The following is a 23,225-nucleotide window of genomic DNA, read 5'->3' on the forward strand; positions in this document are numbered from 1 at the left end:
TGTTGAAACAGAAAACTTTGATCAGTAAGGCTGTAATCACCTAGAAGGCATGATCATTTCACGTATAAACAATGAATCTTGCTGAACAAAGTAAATGCCTATCGGCAAAAAGCCGAGGTGTAATAGAAAGAAAGGGGGCGCCAAAAAAACGTGAGGTGGAAAATAAATGGAAAAAACAAAAATTAATCTTTATTCCGATTGCAGTATTAGTGTTCATTGCGTACATTTCTGTTACGTGGAATGAGTCAAATGAAGAGCAAAATCAATCATCAACAGAAGAAAGTAGACTTGAACAAGTACTCGGTCAGATTCAAGGAGTTGGACAAGTAAAGGTATATTTCCATTATGAGAACCAAACTCCCAGTGAAAATGACTCAGACAGCTTACTAAATGGATATCTAAGTTCAAGTGAACATGAAAAATATTTATCAGGATTGCTCGTTGTATCGGAAGGGGCGTCTAACCCGGCTATAAAAAAGCAACTTTTAGAAACTATTAGTAGTGTCATGCAAATGCCTACTCACAGAATTATGATTGTACCTATGGAGAACAAAGGAGATGAACAATGAAAGTAAAAAGAAGAACCGTATGGTTATTAACGCTACTAAGTTTGGCGGCTGTTATCTCAGTTTATTATGTATTTGAACCAAATCGCAGTGTGGATTTAACAACAATTTTTACAGATGACACATTACAAGAAACTACTCTAACGGGTGTAACGGAAGAAGAAATTACAACAACTACTTCAGAAAGTTATTTATTCGATGAAATGCGTATGGAAGTTAGTAACGAACGAGATCAGTTAAGAACTCAATTAACAGAAAAAATTGCATCTGACGACTATACAGCAGAAGAAAAAAGTGCTGCCTATAATGAAATGAATGCGTTAATTGCTCAAGAATCTTCAGAATCCATGCTGGAAATGTTAATTGAATCTATTGGTTATTCAGATGCTTTAGTACGAATAAATGAAGAAAAAGTGGCAGTTTCAGTATTGACTGAAGAGTTATCATCAGCACAAGCAAACGAAATTATTTACATTGTAAAATCAGAAATTGAAGATGCACAAGTAACGGTAAACCCTGAATCAAATTACTATTAATGCGATAATATTTTTTAATATAGTATTAATATTGTTAATAAGACAGAAATTACGCAGTGCATTCGTTATAGCAACGAAAGCACTGTTTTTTCACGTTTTTCAATAAAAATCTATTTATGTATTTCAAAAAGTATTAAAAAAATATAAAATGGTAATTGTAGTTACTAAAGTACAAGGGGTGTTCTCATGTTTAAAGTACAAGAATTGAGAGAGATAATCAAATTAGTGGACAATTCATCAATTGACGAATTTGTCTATGAAAACGATGGGGCTAAACTTAAACTGAAAAAAAATAATGGAGTTATTTCAGAGGTAGTTGTACCGGCAAAAGAAACTGCTGCAGTCGTTCAACAAGTTGCAGCTCCTGTTGTGACAGAAACTCCAAAAGTAGAAGAAGTAAAAGTGGAAGAAAATACAGCACCACTTCATGTAGATGACTCGTCATTACATAAAATCACTTCTCCGATGGTCGGCACATTCTATCAAGCATCATCGCCAGATTCGCCTGCCTACGTAAAAGTAGGGGATCAAGTTGGTGAAGAAACAATCGTTTGTATCGTTGAAGCAATGAAGCTTTTCAATGAAATAGAAGCTGAAATCAAGGGCCAAATCGTTGAAATTCTAGTAAAAGACGGTCAATTAGTTGAATACGGTCAACCACTATTCCTAGTGAAACCTGAGTAAGGGGTGCGTTAACGATGAAAAAGGTATTAATTGCAAACCGTGGTGAAATTGCCGTACGTATCATTCGTGCATGCAAAGAATTAGGCATTGAAACTGTGGCCGTTTACTCAGAAGCAGACCGTAATGCACTTCACGTTAAATTAGCAGATGAGGCATATTGTATTGGACCGAAGTTATCAAAGGATTCTTACCTTAGCTTCCCAGCTGTTTTAAGCGTTGCAGAAAAAACAGGTGTGGACGGGATTCATCCTGGTTATGGCTTCTTGGCTGAAAATGCTGATTTTGCAGAAAGCTGTGAGCAAGCGGGTATTAAATTTATCGGACCATCATCGGATTCTATCAAAATTATGGGCATTAAGGACGTTGCTCGTAGTTCGATGGAAGAAGCGGGTGTTCCGTTAGTACCTGGTACAGGCATTGTGCCAGATATAGAAACAGGCAAGAAATGGGCAAGTGAAATCGGTTACCCAGTCATTATCAAAGCAACTGCTGGTGGTGGCGGTAAAGGAATTCGTGTAGCACGTACAGAAGAGGATTTAGTAAAAGGCATTGAAATTACACAAAAAGAAGCAGCGGCTGCATTTGGTAATCCTGGTGTCTATTTAGAAAAATTCATCGAGTACTTCCGTCATTGTGAAATCCAGGTGTTGGCAGATTCATACGGAAATGTCGTACACTTGGGTGAACGTGACTGTACAGTACAACGTCGTATGCAAAAGCTAGTTGAAGAAGCACCATCTCCTGCACTATCCGAAGAACGTCGTGCAGAAATGGGAGCAGCGGCTGTGTTGGCAGCACAAGCATGTAATTATGAAGGTGCAGGTACAATTGAATTTATTTATGACTATCGTGAAGATCGATTCTACTTCATGGAGATGAATACACGAATTCAAGTAGAACATCCTGTTACGGAAATGATTACAGGTGTGGATTTAGTACAACAGCAGTTAAAAATTGCTGCAGGTGAGGCTCTTCCGTTCGCCCAAGAAGATATTAAAATGAATGGATGGGCAATTGAATGCCGCATCAATGCAGAAAATGCTTACAAAAACTTTATGCCTTCAGCTGGGACTGTTGAAACTTATATAACTCCCGGCGGCTATGGTGTACGTATTGACTCTGCAGTATATGCTGGATACACAATTCCGCCTTATTACGATTCTATGGTAGCGAAATTGATTGTTCATGCGGATACTCGTGAAGAAGCGATTGCAAAAATGAATCGTGCCTTAAGTGAGTTTGAAGTAGACGGACCAGGAATTCACACAACGATTCCATTCCATGAAGCATTGATGAATAATGAAGTTTTCCAGTCAGGGAATTTTAATACGAAGTTCCTTGAAGAGAACGACATTTTAAACACTTCTAAAAAAGAAGAAATCGCTTCTGTGGACTAGAATGATGAATGGAACAAGTTAATTAGTTACTAAAGTTTATTACCTTCTAACTCAATGAGTTAGGAGGTCTTTTTATTGTCTAAAAGTAAATCAAGAGTAAGAACAGGAATTTTTGATTTAAATGATTTTATTAAAGCAATCGAATTAATACCAATCGATTAAAAGAAAGAAGAACCTACACTTGTTATCACACCTCGGATTTTGGTTGATGTAACAATGCCATTACAAAACGATTATTTAATTATGCGAGAAAGTACGCTTTGAACAATATAAATGCTCATGCCATTAGAAGGCTCTATGCGATGAATTTAAGAAAAAGGGTGCAGATGTAGTGGTGATAAGTAAAGCACTCTCACACAAATCTCTAGCAGTCACCACTCAATATTTAGGCATAAATTAAGAAGAGTTTTTGAATAGTCGTGGGGATTATTTATAAATTTAAACAAAAAAAGAACCGTTGCTCCAACAACGATTCCTTTAACTTAATACGATTACAATAGAATGCCTGGCAGCAATAAGTGGATCTAATGCAATTTAACTTATTTTTCTAAAATTGTTGAATATTAGTTTGAGAAATTATTAAAACCGTCTTTCCACTATAGAGAACGGTCTTTTTTCTTTGTAAATTAATGTTACAAAGATATTATAGGGAAGAAAGGAATACACTTACAGAGATAGTTATCTCAAAAAGGGGACGTATGTTAGTTTCTTTCTCAGGCATAATAAATAAACTAGATTTAAAAGGGGTTTGTATTATGTTTGTAAATTCTATAATTGTTCTGGTGCCTCTAATGAGTTTTATTATCTTCCTCATTGTATGTATTATAGGTGCTAAAGATGATTTGAGTTAGATAAGTTTTGTAATTAATTTGTCTAAGTATTTATAAACAATCGACATATCCCAAATTATATTCAATGACTTACCCCCATAAGTCAAGTTGAATATCGCAACAGAGTCCAGTTTATCACTACACTGTGAGCCTAGTTTTTATTTCTTAAAATCCATTATCTCCACTATATCCTCAATTTTCAAACCTTCTGCAATTTTACATATTGCCTTTATAGGTATTCGTTCCATTTTATTATTAACCAATCCAGAAATAGTACGAGTTGTCAATCCAGTCATTTTTGATAATTGGTATTGTTTAAGCTTTCGTTCTTCTAATAAAGCCTCTAACTTCACTTCAATTACCATATGATCAGCTTAGTATAATATCTTGATTACGATATGCGTAATATTAGCATTGATGAGTAATGAAGTTTTCCAGTCAGGGAAGTTTAATACGAAATTCCTAGAGAGAACGACATTTTAAACACTTCTAAAAAGAAGAAGTTACCTCGAAATAAATACCCTATATACTCTAAAAGATCGGCTCAAAACAAGGAGGCGATCTTTTTTCTGGGGAAAGGGTTATACTAAATAAAATTTTATTTTAGTGTGTTTTCTATGAAGCAATCTTGGTTTCTTATTCCATGCCGAGGTAAAATAAATGATTCCTTATAAAGTTCGTTTTATACTGAATAGGTATGAGAGGGGGAGACATAAATGTTACCGAAATTATCAGTACTTGATTTAGCACCGGTACTAGAAGGCAGTACACCCGCTGAGTCATTTCAAAATAGTAGAGAATTAATTCAGGCAGTTGAAAACTTTGGTTATCATCGCTATTGGGTAGCAGAACATCATAATATGCAAGGGATTGCTAGTTCGGCGACTGCTGTTTTAATAGGGTATTTAGCAGCTAGTACAAAGTCAATTCGTGTTGGGTCTGGTGGTATTATGTTGCCAAACCACTCGCCACTAATTATTGCCGAGCAATTTGGGACGCTGGAATCCATGTATCCTGGACGTATTGATTTAGGATTAGGGAGAGCACCAGGATCAGATATGTTGACGGCTCGGGCATTGCGTCGAGATGATCGAGGTGCCTATGAATTTGATCGGTTAGTGGATGAGTTGAGAGGATACTTTGAAGATGTCGAGCGCCCTGTTATCGCGGTACCGGGTAAAGGGATGTCAATTCCGGTCTGGTTATTAGGTTCAAGTCTATATAGCGCACAGTTAGCAGGTCAATTAGGATTGCCTTATTCGTTTGCAAGTCATTTTGCACCCGATTTAATGGACGATGCAATAGCTACTTACAGAAGAAATTTCAAGGCCTCAGCAGTTCTAGAGAAGCCTTATGTAATGGTTGCCGTCAATGCAGTTGTAGCAGATACAGAGGAAGAAGCAGAGTTTTTAGCGAGTACTTTATTTCAGCAGTTCTTGGGAATTATCCAAGGAAAAAGAGGGAAAACGCAACCACCACGAGACATGACCAATCTTTGGACAGAGGAACAAAAGAAGGTTGTGCATCAACAGCTAAAGTATACGTTCTATGGTTCGAGCGAAAAAGTATATAATCAATTAGTGGAATTTATGCGCCATCGAGAAATAGATGAGCTAATGATCAATAGTCCGATTTATAATATTAATGATCGAAAAAAATCGTATGAGTTGCTTTCTAAAGTATGGAAAGAAGCCTAAGAAAATAAAACAAATCTGTGTTCGTAATAAGCGTACTGGAGAAAATTGGTGTATAATGAAATTAAATAGAAGTCTTTATAAATTACTGTTTTTGATAAAATAGAATGATTTATGAAGTAAGAGAGGATGAAGAAGATGGCTGAGAAAGTAACAAAAGCTTTCATACAACCAACTCCTTCTGGAAAAGAAGAACTTGGTCAAATCGAAGTAGCTCCAGAAGTCATTGAAGTGATTGCAGGTATCGCGACAACGGAAGTGGACGGCGTTGCTGCTACGCGTGGTAGCTTTGCATCAGGCGTTGCTGAACGTTTTGGTAAAAAAGTACACTCTAAAGGGGTCAAAGCTACAATTACGGAAGAAGGACAAATTGTCATCGACGTATTTTGTTCGGTTAAATATGGATTTTCAATCCCAAAAGTAGCAAAGGAAATCCAGACTGTAGTTAGACAGGCTATCCTTAATATGACATCGATTGATACGAACGAAGTGAATGTTCATATTACTGCAATACAATTTGAACAGGTAAAAGAAGCAGAATAATTACAATTACATCGATACCACAAAGGTTTAAAAGCACCTTTGTGGTATTTTTATTTCTCAAAAAAAAGAAACCATAAACCGTATAAAGCTTAAAAAAGGTACCAAACTAAGTCCGTATTTTATAATAATCACTTTGGAGGGATACACGATGACAAATCATAATAGACCAAAACCAGATGATCGATCCGATAACGTTGAAAAATTACAAGCTACAATTCACAATACACTAGAAAATATTGAAGCTGCAGAAGAAACGCTTGCTTTTTCAAGCCCGGAAGAAAAGGCGAAAATTCAGTCGAAAAATAAGCGCCGAAAAGAGGCGATTGACGGGCTAAGAGAAGAGATTAAAGATGAAGCAGCCCATAGGGAACACTAATATTGTTTAAATAGCTAAAAAAGAGTATGTCGCATTGGACATGCTCTTTTTTAAAAGTTACAAGTAGTACATACGATGAGGATTAAATGTTTTACTTTATATGATAAATGGATAAATATTAGTAATAGATTGTAAGATTGTAATGCTAGTCATATTGCCGGATAATGATGATCTTACAACTTCTTGCTGGAAAGGGGAGAGGTATATGGAACAATATATTCTATCTTTAGATCAAGGCACAACAAGTTCAAGAGCCATCTTATTTAATAAAGAAGGAAAAGTTGAATATGTATCGCAAAGGGAATTTAAACAGCATTTCCCGCAATCTGGATGGGTTGAACATAACGCAAATGAAATTTGGAGTTCGATTCTTTCAGTAATCGCAACGGTTTTAACAGAAAAAAATATACGACCAGAACAAATTGCAGGGATTGGCATAACGAATCAAAGGGAAACAACCGTTGTTTGGGATAAAACTACTGGAAAACCAATTTATAATGCCATTGTCTGGCAATCTAGACAAACAGCGGAAATATGCAATGATCTAAATGAAGCTGGATACGGGGAGTTATTCCATCAAAAGACCGGTTTGTTAATTGATGCTTATTTTTCGGGTACGAAGGTGAAATGGATTTTGGAGAATGTTGAAGGGGCAAAAGAAAAGAGTAGGAATGGGGAATTATTATTCGGTACCATTGATACTTGGATTCTTTGGAAACTGACAGAAGGAAAGGTTCATGTCACCGACTATTCAAATGCCTCTCGAACATTAATGTACAATATTCACGAGTTAAGATGGGATGAAGAGCTATTAGATATACTAGGAATCCCTATATCTATGCTGCCGGAGGTACGCCCCTCTTCAGAAATCTATGGACATGTCTCGAAAAAGCACTTCTTTGGCGTTGAGGTCCCAATTGCCGGGATTGCTGGTGACCAGCAAGCAGCACTATTTGGTCAAGCGTGTTTTGAATCCGGAATGGTTAAAAACACCTATGGCACTGGATGCTTTATGCTAATGAATACTGGAGAACAAGCAGTTCACTCCAATCATGGCTTATTAACAACTATTGCTTGGGGAATTGACGGCAAGGTAGAGTATGCTCTCGAAGGTAGTATTTTTGTCGCTGGATCGGCTATTCAGTGGTTGCGTGACGGTTTAAGAATGCTTCGAGATTCTTCTGAAAGTGAGCAATATGCGGAGAGAGTGATAAGTACAGAAGGAGTATATGTCGTTCCGGCATTTGTTGGTTTAGGTACACCCTATTGGGACAGTGAGGTGCGGGGTGCTGTTTTTGGATTAACACGTGGTACTCAAAAGGAGCATTTTATCCGTGCAACATTAGAATCTTTGGCTTATCAAACGAAGGATGTATTAAGTGCGATGGAAGCGGACTCGGGGATTTCCTTAAAATCACTGCGTGTTGATGGAGGCGTAGTGAAAAATAATTTCCTTATGCAATTCCAGTCAGACATTTTGAACGTTCCTGTTGAACGTCCAGCTATTAATGAAACAACTGCTTTAGGGGCAGCCTATTTAGCAGGGCTTGCAGTAGGATTTTGGAAGAGCAAGGAAGAAATTAGCCATTATTGGAATCAAGACCACAAGTTCGAACCGAAAATGGAGGAAAACAATCGAACGGACTTATATAGCGGATGGAAAAAGGCAGTTAAAGCTGCACAGATCTTTAAATAAGAGTGATGATAAGAGAAAACTGAAGTGGTTTTGTGGGGATAAGAAGTAAAAGAGTGCCATTTAGAAATGTATGGCACTTTTTTAATAATGATAAAAATCATATTAGGTTTAGTATTCGTATAAGGATTATGTTGTAATTAAATATCCATCGCTTTAAAGCTATAAATTAAACTTAGTTTCTGTACGCCTCGAGCGGCATTCATCGCTTTTTTAGCGTGCAGCTCAAAACTGCCTTTGTCCTTATTTTGCGCTGAAATCATTGCAATGATCGCTTCTTCCATCCACTGTTTTTCGAATTTATAGCTTTTCGCGTCTTCGATATTCCCCATTTGTACGAGTATCAGAGCTTTCGTATAGCTCATGATCGGTTCTTTTCCAATTTGATTTGCCTCAATAAGTGCTTGTTCAAAATTATTCGAAAGTAGTTGCTGTAAAGCTAGGTAATACTGATGAATATGAGGTTGTTTATACTTTCTTAGGATTTTATCTATAGCTAAAATTTGATCTTGTAATGTACCAAATCCTTGAGCATAAACAAAGTGGTAGATAGGCTCCTTTTGCTTGGCAATAATGAACTTTTCAACTTTTTCCATATTGGTGGAACCATACAAAATATAAAGAAATTCACCGATAATCCAGAGTGAAACACCTAAAAGAAGAACTGCTGCTATCCAAAATGGAAACTCAAAAATTGCAATTACAACTCCAACTACAACTGCACTTAAATACTGTTTCCACAAACAAAACACCTCATTTCATTTCTATCGTAGATAAATCACCCATTATGGTCAATAAAATACTGACAACCTCCCGACAAATTTTTTAGGCGGAAATGATTGAAGCAGTGTTCGGAAAGCTAAAATATGTTATTATAAAAACTAATGTTACCAATGAAGGAGATTTATACATGAAACGACATGATGCGCGCCAAAAAGCAGTGCAAGTACTGTTTCAGTTAGATAATACAGATCTAACATTACAGGAAGCAATTAGCCACGTACTAGAAGAAGAGGAATCAGATACCTTTTTTGAAAAGTTAGTACATGGTGTTAAAGAAAACTTAGAAGAAATTGATGAACTGCTTACTAAAAACTTAGAGAACTGGTCATTAGGCCGTTTACCTAAAATAGAAAGAACAGTTTTAAGAATTGCTATATACGAATTAAAATTTATGCAAGATACTCCGAACCGTGTTGTTCTGAATGAGGCGATAGAGCTTTGTAAAACATTCGGTGATGAAAAATCGAGCAAATTCGTAAACGGTGTACTATCTAAATTCACACAACAATAGTCGTTTGAAAGGATGTAACAAAAATGTCGAATGCAATGATTATCAATGGAAAAGAAATTGGGCAAGAAATCCGTAAATCTGTAGCTGAGGAAGTTGCAAAGTTAAAGGACCAAGGGGTTACACCTGGTTTAGCAGTTATTTTGGTTGGCGACAATCCTGCATCACAAACTTATGTGCGAAATAAGCAGAAATCATGTGAGGCAATTGGAATTTATTCTGAACTTATCAAATTACCGAATGAAGTATCAGAAGATGAATTGCTTGAACAGATTCGCTCACTCAATAATAGTGAAAGTATTCACGGAATCTTGGTACAACTACCGTTACCGAAGCACATTAACGAAGATAAAGTCATTGCGACAATTTCTCCTGAAAAAGACGTTGATGGCTTTTCTCCTGTTAGTGTAGGGAAAATGATGCTAGGTCAGGAAACGTACTTACCATGCACTCCATATGGCGTAATGAAATTATTGGAGTACACACAAGTTGATATTGCTGGAAAACATGCGGTCATCGTTGGAAGAAGCCATATTGTCGGTAAACCAATGGGACAACTGCTTCTGCAAAAAGATGCTACTGTTACATACACACATTCAAAAACTCCTGACCTGCCATCCATAACAAAGCAAGCTGATATTATAGTAGCTGCCGTTGGTCGACCGAATTTTATTACAAAAGAGCATGTTAAACCTGGTGCGGTTGTCATCGACGTCGGAATCAATCGCGATGAGAACAATAAATTAATAGGCGATGTTCATTTTGCAGAAGTAGAGCAGATTGCATCACATATTACACCTGTTCCTGGTGGAGTAGGACCGATGACAATTACAATGCTGCTTTATAACACTGTACAGTCTGCACAAAAAAAGCTATTGCAGGACAAATAGTATAAAAACATGTAGAATAAAAATAGAAGCTGTTTTTCAAAAGAGAAACAGCTTTTCTATTGAAGAAAATCGAATTTCGCTTTATTGGTGAAATTCGTATTTTTCTAATGGGATGAATTCCTAATCTTTCAATGAAGGAGCCGTAAATATGACAACGTCTTCTTATTTAACCGTAAAAGCATTAACAAAGTATATAAAAAGAAAATTTGATGCGGATCCACATTTACGTGAAGTTTATGTAAAGGGTGAGCTTTCCAATGTCAAAATACATAGTTCAGGACATATCTACTTTACTTTGAAGGATACAGGCGCAAGAATTAATGCTGCCATGTTTCGTACACAAGCAAGTAAACTAAAGTTCAAACCAGAAGAAGGAATGCAGGTTTTTATTCGTGGAGAGGTTTCTGTCTATGAATCGTCTGGAAATTACCAGCTTTATGCCCATACGATGGAGCCGGATGGGGTAGGCGGATTATTTGTAGCCTTCAACCAGTTAAAAGAACAATTGCAAAAAGAGGGGTTATTTAATCCGAATTTCAAACAACCAATCCCGAAATTCCCGCAAACTGTCGGTGTGCTTACCGCTACAACAGGTGCGGCCATTCGAGATATCTGCACCACTATTTCAAGGCGTTACCCCTTAGCGGAAATTGTCATTTATTCAACGATTGTACAAGGTGATTATGCAGCACCAAATATTGTCAAAAACATTCGATTTGCGAACAAACAACAATTATGTGACGTCTTAATAGTTGGGCGTGGCGGAGGTTCAATTGAGGATCTTTGGGCATTTAATGAAGAAGAGGTCGCAAGAGCAATCTTTGAAAGCCGCATACCAATTATTAGTGCAGTTGGACACGAAACAGATACAACCATTGCTGATTTTGTAGCAGACCTTCGTGCACCAACCCCAACAGCCGCTGCGGAATTAGCAGTTCCTAATCAACATGAACTAATGCAGCAATTGCTGCGAAGCAAATCACAGTTGCATCAAATGACGTCACAAAGATTACAGCATGAAAGACATCGTTTAAATAAAATGCAAAATGCCTATCCATTTGCAACACCTGACCGGCTTTACCGTCCTTTTACAGAGAAAGTCATTCAATTAGATATGCAATTAGGCAGAGCATCTCAGATGTATTTAATGAAAAAGTCAAATGAACTACAAAAGCATGTGACAGCCATTAAGCTGCATTCACCGCTTTATGCCATTCAATCAAATCATAAGCAAATTGAACAAATGAAGAGAATGCTAACGCGTTCCATCTCGTCTCTAATAGACAAAAAGAAAGATCTATATATCTCAAATATACGTACTCTAGAAGCGTTAAATCCGTTATCAATAATGACGAGAGGCTATAGTGTTGCCTATAAGGATGAACAAGTAGTAAATTCTGTTACAAAGCTTTTAAAAGATGATGAAATTATGATTCATTTCCATGATGGGAAAGCACAAGCAAAAATTCTAAATACGCTTGAACAAAAAGGAGGCGAATAGTACGTGGAAAAGCAACAACCATTTGCAGAGGCGATGTCGGAACTCGAAGAGATTGTACGTAAACTAGAACTTGGGGATGTGCCTTTGGAAGAAGCGATTGATTTATATAAAAAGGGCATGGAATTATCGCATTATTGCCATCAAAAGCTTTCAAATGCAGAAAATCAGTTAATATCTATCGTGAATGATCAAGGTGAAAAGCAAGCATTTGAACCTGCCAACGGAGAGGACTAATTTATGACAAATCAATTAAAGCAATTTATTGATGATAATTTAACTAGGATCGAAGCTGAGCTCTATGATTTAGTTGAACGAATCAATGCTCCGGAAATTTTAAAAGAATCGATGCTCTATTCATTAAAAGCAGGTGGAAAAAGAATTCGTCCACTTTTTGTATTAGCAGTATGCGATTTGTTTCATAATAAGCAACAAGAAGCTCTAACAGTCGGTGCTGCAGTAGAAATGATTCATACATATTCTCTTATTCATGATGATCTGCCAAGTATGGATAACGATGATATGAGACGTGGAAAACCAACGAACCATGTGGTTTTTGGAGAGGCATTAGCAACTCTTGCAGGGGATGCATTAAACACATTAAGTTTTGGTGTACTTTCAAGAATGGAAAACGTCGATCCCCATAAAAAAGTGGAACTCATCAATCTGTTAAGTATTGCTTCAGGTGCAGAGGGTATGGTAGGTGGGCAAATATTAGATATTGACGGTGAAAGTCGTCGTTTAAATCTACCCGAGCTTGAAAATGTTCATATTAATAAAACAGGTGCCATTCTAAGATTCAGTATTGAGTCAGGTGCTGTATTATCAGATGCGACAATGGATGAGAGAAAAGCGCTAGTTGAGTATGCACACCATATTGGTTTGGCATTCCAGATTCAAGATGATATTTTAGATATTGTTGGAACAAGTGAAGAGCTTGGTAAAACAGCAGGAAAAGACGTTGAAAGCCAAAAAAGCACATATCCGGCTCTATTATCATTAGAGGGCGCAAAAGCAAAACTTGAAGAGCATTATGGTCTTGCTGTATCAGCACTTGAAAAAATTGAGAAAAACACGTCATTATTAGAAGAATTTGCTAGTTATATTGTGAAAAGAAATAACTAAATTAAAGGAAGTTCTTTTGAATCCGAGTTTTCACTGTTATAATAGTAAATACGTTTTTCTTATTTGTGTCTAGCTATGGCGGCTAACTCCTCGAAAATAAAACTTCCTCCTGCATATGCAAATTTTGCTTGTTGGAAGTCTTCGGTTTCTGTCGGAGCTGAATGATCCGCCTTTCGATTTTCTTAGAATAATTATGATGAAAAGGTGTGTGTGAGATGGATTTAACTAAAATTACTAGTCCATCCTTTTTAAAAAATATGACGAATAAAGAGCTGGAGTTATTAAGTCGTAAGATCCGCTCTTTCCTGATTGAAAAATGTTCGATTACTGGGGGACATATAGGTCCTAATCTTGGTGTTGTTGAATTAACAATTGCTTTGCATAAAGCATTTAACAGTCCTAAGGATAAATTTTTATGGGATGTAGGACATCAAGCTTATGTTCATAAAATCTTAACAGGTCGTGCTGATCAGTTTGATACATTACGTCAATATAAAGGCCTTAGCGGGTTTCCAAAACGATTAGAAAGTGAACACGACGAATGGGAAACAGGTCATAGTTCAACTTCACTTTCAGCTGCTATGGGAATGGCCATCGCTCGTGATATTAAAAAGGAAAATAATTATGTTGTTCCAATTATAGGAGACGGTGCCTTAACAGGTGGGATGGCTCTAGAGGCGCTAAATCATATTGGACATGAAAAAAAGAATATGATTGTCATTTTAAATGATAATGAGATGTCAATCGCTCCAAATGTTGGTGCATTACACAGTATTTTAGGGCGCCTGCGAACAGCAAAAGAGTATTCAAAGGCAAAAGAAGAATTAGAAGTTTTGATGAAGAAAATCCCTCTACTAGGCGGGAAAGTTGCAAGTACAGCCGAACGTGTAAAAGATAGCTTGAAATATTTAGTTGTTTCGGGTGTATTCTTTGAAGAAATGGGCTTTAAATATCTAGGTCCTATTGATGGTCATGATTTTGAAGCACTAGATAAAACATTAGAGTATGCGAAAAAAGTAAAAGGTCCGGTAATTGTTCATGTCATTACTAAAAAAGGCAAGGGCTATAAACCGGCAGAAGAAGATACAGTAGGTACATGGCATGGAACTGGACCTTATAAAATGGAAACTGGTGACTTTGTCAAATCTAAGGTAAAAGGTCCTGGGTGGAGTAATTTAATTTCTGAGTCCGTTCGCAAACTGATGGAGAATGAAGAGAGAATTGTAGCGATTACGCCAGCAATGCCTGTAGGATCAAAGATGGAAGGCATACAACGTGACTTCCCAAATCGATTCTTTGATGTAGGGATTGCAGAACAGCACGCTACAACAATGGCGGCGGGTATTGCTACACAAGGCATGAAACCGTATTTAGCTATTTACTCTACTTTCCTGCAGCGTGCATACGATCAAGTACTGCATGATATTGCTAGACCAAACTTGAATGTCGTTATTGGTATTGATCGTTCGGGATTAGTTGGAGCAGATGGTGAGACTCACCAAGGCGTATTTGATATTTCGTTCCTGCGCCACCTACCAAATATGGTGTTAATGATGCCAAAGGATGAAAACGAAGGTCAACATATGGTCAAAACAGCATTTGAATATAATGATGGCCCTATCGCACTACGCTATCCGCGTGGCAATGGTTTAGGTGTTCCAATGGATGAGGAAATGAAAACAATTCCTATTGGTAGCTGGGAGGTTCTAAAGGACGGGAGAGATGCTTGTATTTTAACTTTTGGTACAACGATTCCTATGGCTATGGAAGCAGTAGCGGAACTGGCTGCTCAAGGAATTGATGTGAAAGTTGTGAATGCCCGTTTTATTAAACCGCTTGATGAGGACATGCTACACGAATTATTCGCCAAGAAGATGCCGATTTTAACAATCGAAGAAGCGATGCTGCAAGGCGGTTTTGGCAGCGCTGTGCTAGAATTTGCTAGCGAAAATAACTACTTTGATGTTAAAGTCGATCGAATGGGTATTCCTGACCAGTTTATCGAACAAGGAAGCGTTGACCTGTTGCTAGAAGAAATTCACCTAACAAAAGAGGATACAATTGCTCGCATTCAACAATTGGTAAAGAGTAACAAAGTAATAGGTACGAAATTAGTATGACAAAACAAATGAAAGAAAGAGTAGACATTCTGCTAGTCGAAAGAGGCTTATGTGAAACACGAGAAAAAGCAAAACGTTCGATTATGGCTGGTCTTGTTTACTCAAATGAAACAAGAATTGATAAAGCTGGCGAAAAAATTTCCATTGATGCACCTCTTCAATTAAAAGGTTCACAGTTAAAGTATGTAAGCCGTGGTGGTCTTAAATTAGAGAAGGCACTGGAAATTTTTGATATGTCGGTTTCGGGTAAACTGATGCTTGATATAGGTTCTTCTACAGGCGGTTTTACTGATTGTGCCCTACAAAATGGAGCAAAGCATTGTTATGCACTTGACGTAGGGTCCAACCAGTTAGCCTGGAAAATCCGTTCCGACGAACGAGTAACAGTGATGGAAAAGACCAATTTCCGATACTCTAAGCCTGAGGACTTTACAGAAGGCTTGCCGGAATTTGCATCCATTGATGTATCTTTTATTTCGTTATCGCTTATTTTACCTGTTTTAAAAACGATTTTAATTCCTGGTGGAGATGTCATGGCTTTAGTAAAGCCGCAATTTGAAGCAGGCCGAGAGAATGTTGGGAAAAAGGGGATTGTTCGTGATCCAAAAGTGCATTTAGATGTACTCGAAGAAACAGCTAACATGGCAACGAAAATTGGATTTGCAGTAAAGGATGCTTCCTATTCTCCTATCACTGGGGGGGAAGGGAATATCGAGTTTTTATTCCATTTAGTAAATCCTGAAGAAGGGCAAGAAATTGCTCCCTTTACAAACTTTAAAGAATTAGTTGAATCAGCTCATAATGAATTGAAATAACATGAAGTGGTGAAGTGGATGGCTCTAGAAATCAGGGCTGTCCACTTTTTCTTGTGGTTTTATATGTGAAATGTTAGTATAAATATACATAAATATTCATAAGAGGTGGATGAAATGAACAAAGGTCAACGCCATATGCGCATTCGGGAAATTGTAACAAATAACGAAATTGAAACACAGGATGATTTAGTAGATCGTTTGAAACAAGCTGGGTATAACGTAACCCAAGCAACAGTTTCGCGAGATATAAAAGAATTGCATTTAGTGAAGGTACCGCTGCAAGATGGCCGATATAAGTATAGTTTGCCAGCAGATCAAAGATTTAACCCTTTACAGAAATTGCAGAGAGCATTAACAGACTCATTTGTCAGTATTGATGGTGTTGCTCATTTTTTAATGTTAAAATCGTTGCCTGGTAATGGAAATGCGATAGCAGTGTTAATAGATCATTTAGAATGGGAAGAAATTTTGGGTACACTCTCTGGAGATGATACAATCTTAATCATTTGTAGACGTGAAGAAGACCGTGAGGATATTAAAGAGCGTATCATTGGTTTAATTTAACGTTAAAAGTAATCGAAAAGATTCGCAAAATTAGCATGATTCATTATGCATGAATATTTTCGAGCTTATACATAGGTATAAAGCAAATTCAAGAGGTGATGTATGTTTGTTAAAAGAACTTAGTATTCGCAACTTCGCAATCATTGATGATTTAACTGTGGACTTTTCCGAAGGACTTACAGTACTAACTGGTGAGACAGGTGCAGGTAAATCCATTATTATTGATGCTGTTCATTTACTTGCTGGTGGACGAGCTTCACTTGAATTTATAAGACATGGTGCTAAAAAAGCCGAATTAACAGGGTTATTTATGATTTTAAATGACCGACACCCGATTTATGACAAGCTTCAAGAATATGGAATAGAATGTGAAGAAGAAATGATTATTCTTCGCAGGGATATTAACGAAAATGGAAAGAGTGTCTGTCGAGTTAATGGGAAATTAGTGACACTTTCAATTCTTCGAGAGATTGGTTCAACATTAATCGACATCCATGGTCAACATGAAAGTCAGGAACTAATGGATGAAAAAAGACACATTTATTTACTGGATCATTTTGCGCATACTAAGTTAGCGCCAGTTAAAGAGAAGTATACAGAAAAATATCAAGCATATAGAGAATTTAAACGTGAAATTGCATCAATCAGTTTAGATGAACAAAGACTTGCTCAACGTATTGATTTATTTCAGTTCCAAATAAATGAGCTTGAGGAAGCGAACCTGAAAATCGGTGAAGAAGAACAACTTGTTGAAGAACGTAGACGGTTATCTAATTTCCATAAAATTTTTGAACGCGCCAATATTGCCTATGAATCCATATCTGGAGAGCTAAAAGGTTTGGATCAAATCGGTGATGCGATGAATGCATTAGAGGATATTGTGGAGTTGGATGAACAATTTAAAGAATCCTCTGAGTCAGTTAATTCGGCTTTTTACGCACTTCAGGATGCTGCATATCAAATTAAAAATGTGTTAGATGATCTAGAATTTGATCCAGAACGTCTAAATGAGGTGGAACATCGCTTAGCACAATATCAAACGATGAAAAGAAAGTATGGAAACACTGTAGAGGATATTATCGAATATTTTGAGAAAATTCAAGACGAGTTAATCCAATTGCAAAATCGCGATGAAACGATTCAAAATTACGAAAAGAAAATAAGCATGATGGAAGAGGAGCTTGAAGAGCTTGCACTTTCCTTAACAAAAATTAGAAAGCAGAGTGCATTGAAATTAAGTGAAGCAATTATGGTTCAATTGCGCGATTTACATATGGAAAAAGCTAAATTTATTGTTAATTTTGAAAGCCTACATAGTTTTGATTCCAATGGGAAAGACTATGTATCATTCTATATATCAACAAATGTTGGTGAACCACCTAAATCTTTACCAAAAATTGCATCAGGTGGAGAGTTATCTCGGATTATGTTAGCACTAAAAACGATGTTTTCTTCATCAAATGGCATCACTTCCATTATCTTTGATGAAGTCGACACCGGAGTTAGTGGTAGAGTGGCACAAGCGATTGCTGAAAAAATTGCAGCAATCTCGATCTGCTCGCAAGTACTTTGTATTTCACATTTACCACAAGTTGCTGCAATGGCAGATCAGCATTATTTAATTCGTAAGCAAGTGGAAAAAAATAGAACGTATACAACTGTTTCTAATATCAATATGCAAAATCGAATAGAAGAGATCAGTCGTATGATGAGTGGCTCTGAAATAACTGAGCTTACCTTACAACATGCATCCGAACTTTTAAAGCTTGCCACTGTTCGTAAACAAGAAATGAAGAACTCGATGGTTTAGATGCAATATTCGATGAAAATATTTGTCAATTGTAGTATTAGGAGTAGTTAAGACGATAGCTATTCCTCAGAGCGTAGACAAAGTCGATTAACCGACTTTGTCTACACTCATCTGAAGAAATTCTTGAAAAGTAAAATACACCAGACTGCCTTTAAAACGCTTGCCAGACAAGCGGACAGGCAAGTGTAGACCCGAATAGAGGGGACAAGCGAGCCAACCAATGCAGGATGAAAGAGATCGCTTGTCAACAGTCTAAAGGAGTAGTTAAAACAATAGCTACTCCTTTATTCCACCTTTTTAAGAATTATTGCGACAAATATTTACCTCTCATTATTGATGTACAAGTGACACATAGTAAATGTACAAATCTTAAAGGAGGTGGACTATGAAGTGCCATTTGCGTAATCTGTTTACTTTTATCTTACTCATGGTATTCATTTTATCGCCAAACGCGGAAGCTTTTGCGAAGAAATTAATACCGATGGGTGAATCAATTGGGATACAGTTACAATTGCCATTTGTTTACGTTGCTCATGATGTATTATTGCCAAATGGTCAGTGGCTAAAAAAAGGTGACGTGATCAAAGGAGTAAACGGCTCTGAAGTATCATCAGTTGATAAAATTAAACAACAGTTAGGCTCCAAAGAGCTTACGTTATCCGTTAAACAAAAAGCACAAGAGCAACGTGATATTTCACTGACTAGCGAGCAGGCAAATAATATTTTGCCCTTTTTGAAAGATGAAACGGATGGCATCGGGACATTAACCTTTATAGATCCAGAATCGAAGCAATACGGCGCGTTGGGTCATCAAATAATAGATGGTGTATTGAACGAACCACCAGACTTTACAGATGGGTCAATTTTTTTAGCCTCCATTGAACAAATAAAGAAAAGTAGCCCGGGGAATCCAGGTTATAAAATTTCTGTTATAGAAAATAACAACATTCGTTTAGGGAATGTTAAATCGAATGACCTGTATGGTATTTTTGGTAGCTGGGAAAGCGAAATAAAAAATAATTTACGAAAACCCATTGAAATCATGAAAGACGATGAAATTGCGTTAGGTAAGGCCGAGATTTATACAGCCATTGAAGGTTCGGAAGTAGAGGCATTTGAAATTGAAATTGTAAAAATTGAAGAAAACTTTTTACAATTTATTGTAACCGACAAGGAACTACTTGAAAAAACAGGTGGTATTCTGCAAGGTATGAGTGGGAGCCCGGTTATTCAAAAGGGACAATTTGTAGGAGCAGTAACCCATATGTTTGTCGAACAGCCGTCTAAAGGTGCTGCAATTACCGTAAATGAAATGTTGAAGAAAAAACCAAAATAAACTTTATATGGAAAAAGGACTATATCTTTTAAAAAGTATAGTCTTTTTCCATTTTATTTATTAAAATAAGACTTAGGTGTAACGGATAATTTTCTATATGGATTGGCATCTATATCAAACATGTCGATTCAACAAGAAACAATCATACTACATAATTATTTTTAATTTAAAAAAAGGTTTTTACTAACAATTGTCGAAAATAGAATTGTCAAGTATAGTAAATATGTGGCATATATTGAGATGGGATACTATTTAAGTAGAATATGTGTTGTTTATAATCTAAGGGGGAATTTTTTTGGCGAAAGTAAGAGTGGCAATAGCTGACGATAACCGTGATTTAGTCAAAACGATGGAACAGTTTTTTGAAAACCATCCTGATATTGAAGTAGTAGCAACTGCATCAAATGGTAAACTTTGTATTAAAATGTTAGAAGAATTTAATCCAGACGTATTACTGCTAGATATCATCATGCCACATCTAGATGGTCTCGGTGTTCTTGAAGCAATGTACAGCAATGATGGTATTGCAAAAACGCAAGTGATCATGCTTACTGCCTTTGGACAAGAGGATGTCATGAAACAAGCGGTTACATATGGTGCCTCATACTTTATGTTAAAACCATTTGAGTTTGACCAACTTGTGCAAAAAATCTTACACTGTGCTGGACAGAAAGTAGAAAGTGTAAAAAGACAAAGTATACTTCAACCAGAAGGACAAGCTAAAGTGAATCAACGTCAGTTAGATACAACAATCACAGCAATTATTAAAGAAATTGGTGTACCGGCTCACATTAAAGGATATTCTTATTTAAGAGAAGCGATCCAAATGGTGTACTATGATATTGAATTATTAGGTTCTGTTACAAAAATTTTATATCCTGAAATTGCGAAAAAGTTCGGGACAACGCCTTCACGTGTAGAGCGTGCAATCCGCCACGCCATCGAAGTTGCATGGAATCGCGGAAATTACGAATCCATATCGCAAATGTTCGGCTACACTGTTCACCACCTGAAATCAAAACCAACCAACTCAGAATTCATTGCCATGATTGCGGACAAGATCCGTATTGAATTGGTGGCTTCTTAAGGGTTTGTTTATCGAGGGGCTATAGTAGTTCGAAGATGTCTTTATACAAGTTTAATTAAGCAATAAACTACTTTACAAAGCTATAAATTACTAAATGAATATCTGTAAATTTTTCAGCACGTTTATTTATTGGGTTCCTATCAATTCAATAGATGGAGGTGCTTTTTTATGTAGAAAAAAATAACAATTACAGTATTAGAATACTTTAGAAAATATGATGTATTGCGATTGCAAAGCATTTATCAAAAATCCGATAAAGAAGTTAAGAATGTAAAACCACAAAGGAAAAGAAAATCTATTCTTGAGGAAAATGAGCAATACTGAGGAATATAATGAATTTAATAATGTATATAAGCAGACGAATACAATAAAGAAAGACATATTGAATAGTTTAATAGTAAAGGATTAATTGTTTTAAGCCACGTTCATTCGAGCGATGCTTTTTATTATGTTTTGAAAATTTATGATAAAAGGGTTTTCCTACTTTTTGTCTAATTAAGTAACGAACACATTATGGAGGTGTGAAGTTATGGATATTAATAAGATAAAGAAACAAGCAGACGATGCAAACAAAAAGAGCAAGGAATTGGAAACACTAAGGCTTTTAACATTAGATAAATACAAGATTTTTAATGCTATTTACACAGCATTGTTTATTCAGATAGAAAGTGCCGTAATAAAAAAGAAGAATGAACTTACTTCCCAGTTTAAAGAGTATTTTGAGAAAAATGGTTTTGAAATAACAACAAAAGTTAATCGAACAATCGCCAGGTATAAAGATTTAACTATTTTATTGGAAGATGAAAATGCAAATGAAAATATAGATGAGTCAGTAATCTCTTTAAGGATAAGTTCCGAAAATCTGGTCAAAGGAATTGTAATAAAAATTAGTAGTAACGAACGTGATAGGCTCTATTGGAAAAATACTTTGAAGTTTAATAACGAAATTATAAATAATGATAATTATAAAAGGATAATAGCTGGTATAAATGATATAAGTGAATTAACTGTATTGAAAAATAAGTTAATCGAAAATATTGACTGGTACCATCAGACTGTATTCGAATTCGATAACCTTAAATTCGTCTATTCTTTATATGGTTCTGATAAAGAATACGATACCTTTGAACAATTATTTACAGAATTATGATTATGTAGAAGAGGTAACTCCTTAAAAGTTGTAATGATTCCAGAAAAGATCCTTCAAAATTAAAGAGTAAACAAAACATATAGTCACTTGTACATTGAGTGGCTTTTAATTATGCCTAAAAATGAGAGGGAAAAGAGTAAATGAAATTAGCATATTATTGCATGGAACCCAAACATCGTGTTTAAAGAAAATGTTGTGCTCCTCGTTATTCAGATGTGTTGGGTTAGTCAATGGTATAACAGTATCAGATGAAGAGTTTAAAACTGTCGCATGTTATCGATAGAATAACGAACATATAAAAAATGCACAGCCTTTTAAATTATTTTTATTGCTATTTAAGTAGATGTTTTTTTGTCTTTGGTTCAATAATCAAATGTGAAACGACAATAAATCTGACAATTGATCCTTATTATGACGGAAAACCGTATAGTACATTATTTCATATAATACTTAGACAAAAGGAGACGATCATTTAGGAGGAAGATAATGGATTTTTCAAAGCAATTCGAGGAAATAAAAGGCTCTGTGGTAAATATCTGTGTTCTCAATAATGCACAGGAAAAGAAAATGATTTCATCAGGATCAGGTGTAATAATTGGCGATGGCACTAAGATCATCACTTGTTCCCACTGTATTAAGCCTGATCTTTTAAATATTGCTAGATTTTCTGGAGAAGATAACGCTCAAAAATGTAAAATCATTTTTAATGACCCCAAAAAAGATATTGCTATTTTAGAAGTTGAAAAACCACTTGGTAAAGGGGTTAGAATAGGTGATTCTAGAACGGTAAAAATAGGGCAGGAGGCATTTGTTGTTGGTTTCCCTTTAAATATAAAAAAAATAACTGCCCTTTCAGCAAATATTGCTGGATTTGAACTGTTGAAAGAATATGAGTTAATTAGAATTGATTCATCTATTAACCATGGTAATTCTGGAGGACCTTTATTTAATGCGAATGGAGAATTAGTAGGCATAGTAAATGCAAAGCATAATGCGCTATCTTATTTTTTGACAGAAGTCCAACAGGCAAAGCCAAAAGAAATGGAGTTAATTGGTAATGCAAATCTTGTTAAATTTATTCAAATTTTAATTAAACAAATGCAGAGAAATTTGAATCTGGGCATTGGATATGCTATCCCTATAAATGCAGTAGGGAACAGTGTGAGATCCTTAATAAATAACTAAATGAATAAGCACGTTTATTTATTGGGTATTTTCAA

At 36.1% G+C, this 23,225-nt stretch carries 23 protein-coding genes; 21 read left to right on the forward strand and 2 right to left on the reverse strand.

Going from position 1 to position 23,225, the window contains the following annotated elements; all coding sequences use genetic code 11:
- Positions 1-155: 155 nt before the first annotated feature.
- From ACFQU5_RS02070 to accC, 4 genes are all read left to right on the forward strand, one after another.
- Positions 156-569: a hypothetical protein gene (locus ACFQU5_RS02070; protein ID WP_390284209.1), complete on the forward strand. Its 414-nt coding sequence runs from the start codon at positions 156-158 to the stop codon at positions 567-569.
- The gene (locus tag ACFQU5_RS02075; protein ID WP_390284211.1) at positions 566-1,102 is read left to right on the forward strand and encodes a SpoIIIAH-like family protein; all 537 of its coding nucleotides are present in this window, start codon (positions 566-568) and stop codon (positions 1,100-1,102) included. The genes ACFQU5_RS02070 and ACFQU5_RS02075 overlap by 4 nt, the downstream gene beginning before the upstream one ends.
- A 186-nt stretch (positions 1,103-1,288) precedes the next feature.
- On the forward strand, positions 1,289-1,786 hold the full coding sequence (gene accB / locus ACFQU5_RS02080; RefSeq protein WP_390284213.1) for an acetyl-CoA carboxylase biotin carboxyl carrier protein: 498 nt from the start codon (positions 1,289-1,291) through the stop codon (positions 1,784-1,786).
- Positions 1,787-1,800: 14 nt separating this feature from the next.
- Positions 1,801-3,183 (forward strand): acetyl-CoA carboxylase biotin carboxylase subunit, encoded by a 1,383-nt coding sequence (gene accC / locus ACFQU5_RS02085; protein ID WP_390284216.1) that lies wholly within the window; start codon positions 1,801-1,803, stop codon positions 3,181-3,183.
- 988 nt (positions 3,184-4,171) lie between these two features.
- Here accC and ACFQU5_RS02090 read toward each other — a convergent pair.
- A complete protein-coding gene (locus tag ACFQU5_RS02090; protein WP_390284218.1) occupies positions 4,172-4,378 on the reverse strand; it encodes a helix-turn-helix domain-containing protein in 207 nt (68 codons plus the stop codon).
- A gap of 351 nt (positions 4,379-4,729) precedes the next feature.
- Between ACFQU5_RS02090 and ACFQU5_RS02095 the strand changes: the two genes are divergently transcribed.
- From ACFQU5_RS02095 to glpK, 4 genes are all read left to right on the forward strand, one after another.
- A complete protein-coding gene (locus ACFQU5_RS02095; RefSeq protein WP_390284220.1) occupies positions 4,730-5,710 on the forward strand; it encodes an LLM class flavin-dependent oxidoreductase in 981 nt (326 codons plus the stop codon).
- A gap of 135 nt (positions 5,711-5,845) precedes the next feature.
- Positions 5,846-6,250 carry an Asp23/Gls24 family envelope stress response protein gene (locus tag ACFQU5_RS02100; protein WP_390284222.1) on the forward strand — a complete coding sequence of 135 codons (405 nt, stop codon included), beginning with the start codon at positions 5,846-5,848 and terminating at the stop codon, positions 6,248-6,250.
- Positions 6,251-6,398: 148 nt separating this feature from the next.
- Positions 6,399-6,626: a small acid-soluble spore protein Tlp gene (gene tlp, locus ACFQU5_RS02105; RefSeq protein ID WP_390284224.1), complete on the forward strand. Its 228-nt coding sequence runs from the start codon at positions 6,399-6,401 to the stop codon at positions 6,624-6,626.
- Positions 6,627-6,831: 205 nt separating this feature from the next.
- Positions 6,832-8,322 carry a glycerol kinase GlpK gene (glpK, locus tag ACFQU5_RS02110; RefSeq protein WP_390284226.1) on the forward strand — a complete coding sequence of 497 codons (1,491 nt, stop codon included), beginning with the start codon at positions 6,832-6,834 and terminating at the stop codon, positions 8,320-8,322.
- A gap of 137 nt (positions 8,323-8,459) precedes the next feature.
- Here the strand turns inward: glpK and ACFQU5_RS02115 are convergent, their stop codons facing one another.
- The gene (locus ACFQU5_RS02115; RefSeq protein ID WP_390284228.1) at positions 8,460-9,062 is read right to left on the reverse strand and encodes a hypothetical protein; all 603 of its coding nucleotides are present in this window, start codon (positions 9,060-9,062) and stop codon (positions 8,460-8,462) included.
- A gap of 167 nt (positions 9,063-9,229) precedes the next feature.
- On the opposite strand from ACFQU5_RS02115, the gene nusB reads away from it, so the two are divergent.
- From nusB to ACFQU5_RS02180, 13 genes are all read left to right on the forward strand, one after another.
- Positions 9,230-9,613 carry a transcription antitermination factor NusB gene (gene nusB, locus ACFQU5_RS02120; protein WP_390284230.1) on the forward strand — a complete coding sequence of 128 codons (384 nt, stop codon included), beginning with the start codon at positions 9,230-9,232 and terminating at the stop codon, positions 9,611-9,613.
- 23 nt (positions 9,614-9,636) lie between these two features.
- On the forward strand, positions 9,637-10,500 hold the full coding sequence (folD, locus tag ACFQU5_RS02125; RefSeq protein ID WP_390284232.1) for a bifunctional methylenetetrahydrofolate dehydrogenase/methenyltetrahydrofolate cyclohydrolase FolD: 864 nt from the start codon (positions 9,637-9,639) through the stop codon (positions 10,498-10,500).
- 148 nt (positions 10,501-10,648) lie between these two features.
- The gene (xseA, locus tag ACFQU5_RS02130; protein ID WP_390284234.1) at positions 10,649-12,001 is read left to right on the forward strand and encodes an exodeoxyribonuclease VII large subunit; all 1,353 of its coding nucleotides are present in this window, start codon (positions 10,649-10,651) and stop codon (positions 11,999-12,001) included.
- 33 nt (positions 12,002-12,034) lie between these two features.
- A complete protein-coding gene (xseB, locus tag ACFQU5_RS02135) occupies positions 12,035-12,235 on the forward strand; it encodes an exodeoxyribonuclease VII small subunit (protein WP_390284692.1) in 201 nt (66 codons plus the stop codon).
- Positions 12,236-12,238: 3 nt separating this feature from the next.
- Positions 12,239-13,123: a polyprenyl synthetase family protein gene (locus ACFQU5_RS02140; RefSeq protein ID WP_390284236.1), complete on the forward strand. Its 885-nt coding sequence runs from the start codon at positions 12,239-12,241 to the stop codon at positions 13,121-13,123.
- A 215-nt stretch (positions 13,124-13,338) separates the two neighbouring features.
- Positions 13,339-15,243: a 1-deoxy-D-xylulose-5-phosphate synthase gene (dxs, locus tag ACFQU5_RS02145; RefSeq protein ID WP_390284238.1), complete on the forward strand. Its 1,905-nt coding sequence runs from the start codon at positions 13,339-13,341 to the stop codon at positions 15,241-15,243.
- Complete coding sequence (locus ACFQU5_RS02150) at positions 15,240-16,058, forward strand: TlyA family RNA methyltransferase (protein WP_390284240.1); 819 nt, start codon at positions 15,240-15,242, stop codon at positions 16,056-16,058. Before dxs ends, ACFQU5_RS02150 begins: the two co-directional genes overlap by 4 nt.
- A 114-nt stretch (positions 16,059-16,172) precedes the next feature.
- Positions 16,173-16,622 (forward strand): transcriptional regulator AhrC/ArgR, encoded by a 450-nt coding sequence (ahrC, locus tag ACFQU5_RS02155; protein ID WP_390284242.1) that lies wholly within the window; start codon positions 16,173-16,175, stop codon positions 16,620-16,622.
- A gap of 106 nt (positions 16,623-16,728) precedes the next feature.
- Positions 16,729-18,432, forward strand: a complete 1,704-nt coding sequence (gene recN, locus ACFQU5_RS02160; RefSeq protein WP_390284244.1) for a DNA repair protein RecN — start codon at positions 16,729-16,731, stop codon at positions 18,430-18,432.
- Between the two features lie 385 nt (positions 18,433-18,817).
- Positions 18,818-19,768 (forward strand): SpoIVB peptidase S55 domain-containing protein, encoded by a 951-nt coding sequence (locus tag ACFQU5_RS02165; RefSeq protein ID WP_390284246.1) that lies wholly within the window; start codon positions 18,818-18,820, stop codon positions 19,766-19,768.
- 295 nt (positions 19,769-20,063) lie between these two features.
- Positions 20,064-20,855 carry a sporulation transcription factor Spo0A gene (spo0A, locus tag ACFQU5_RS02170; RefSeq protein ID WP_390284248.1) on the forward strand — a complete coding sequence of 264 codons (792 nt, stop codon included), beginning with the start codon at positions 20,064-20,066 and terminating at the stop codon, positions 20,853-20,855.
- Between the two features lie 529 nt (positions 20,856-21,384).
- The gene (locus tag ACFQU5_RS02175; RefSeq protein ID WP_390284250.1) at positions 21,385-22,005 is read left to right on the forward strand and encodes a hypothetical protein; all 621 of its coding nucleotides are present in this window, start codon (positions 21,385-21,387) and stop codon (positions 22,003-22,005) included.
- Positions 22,006-22,491: 486 nt separating this feature from the next.
- Complete coding sequence (locus ACFQU5_RS02180; protein ID WP_390284252.1) at positions 22,492-23,190, forward strand: S1 family peptidase; 699 nt, start codon at positions 22,492-22,494, stop codon at positions 23,188-23,190.
- Positions 23,191-23,225 lie beyond the last annotated feature (35 nt).

The sequence above is a fragment of the Ureibacillus sp. GCM10028918 genome (assembly GCF_042666115.1).
Lineage (GTDB): Bacteria > Bacillota > Bacilli > Bacillales_A > Planococcaceae > Ureibacillus.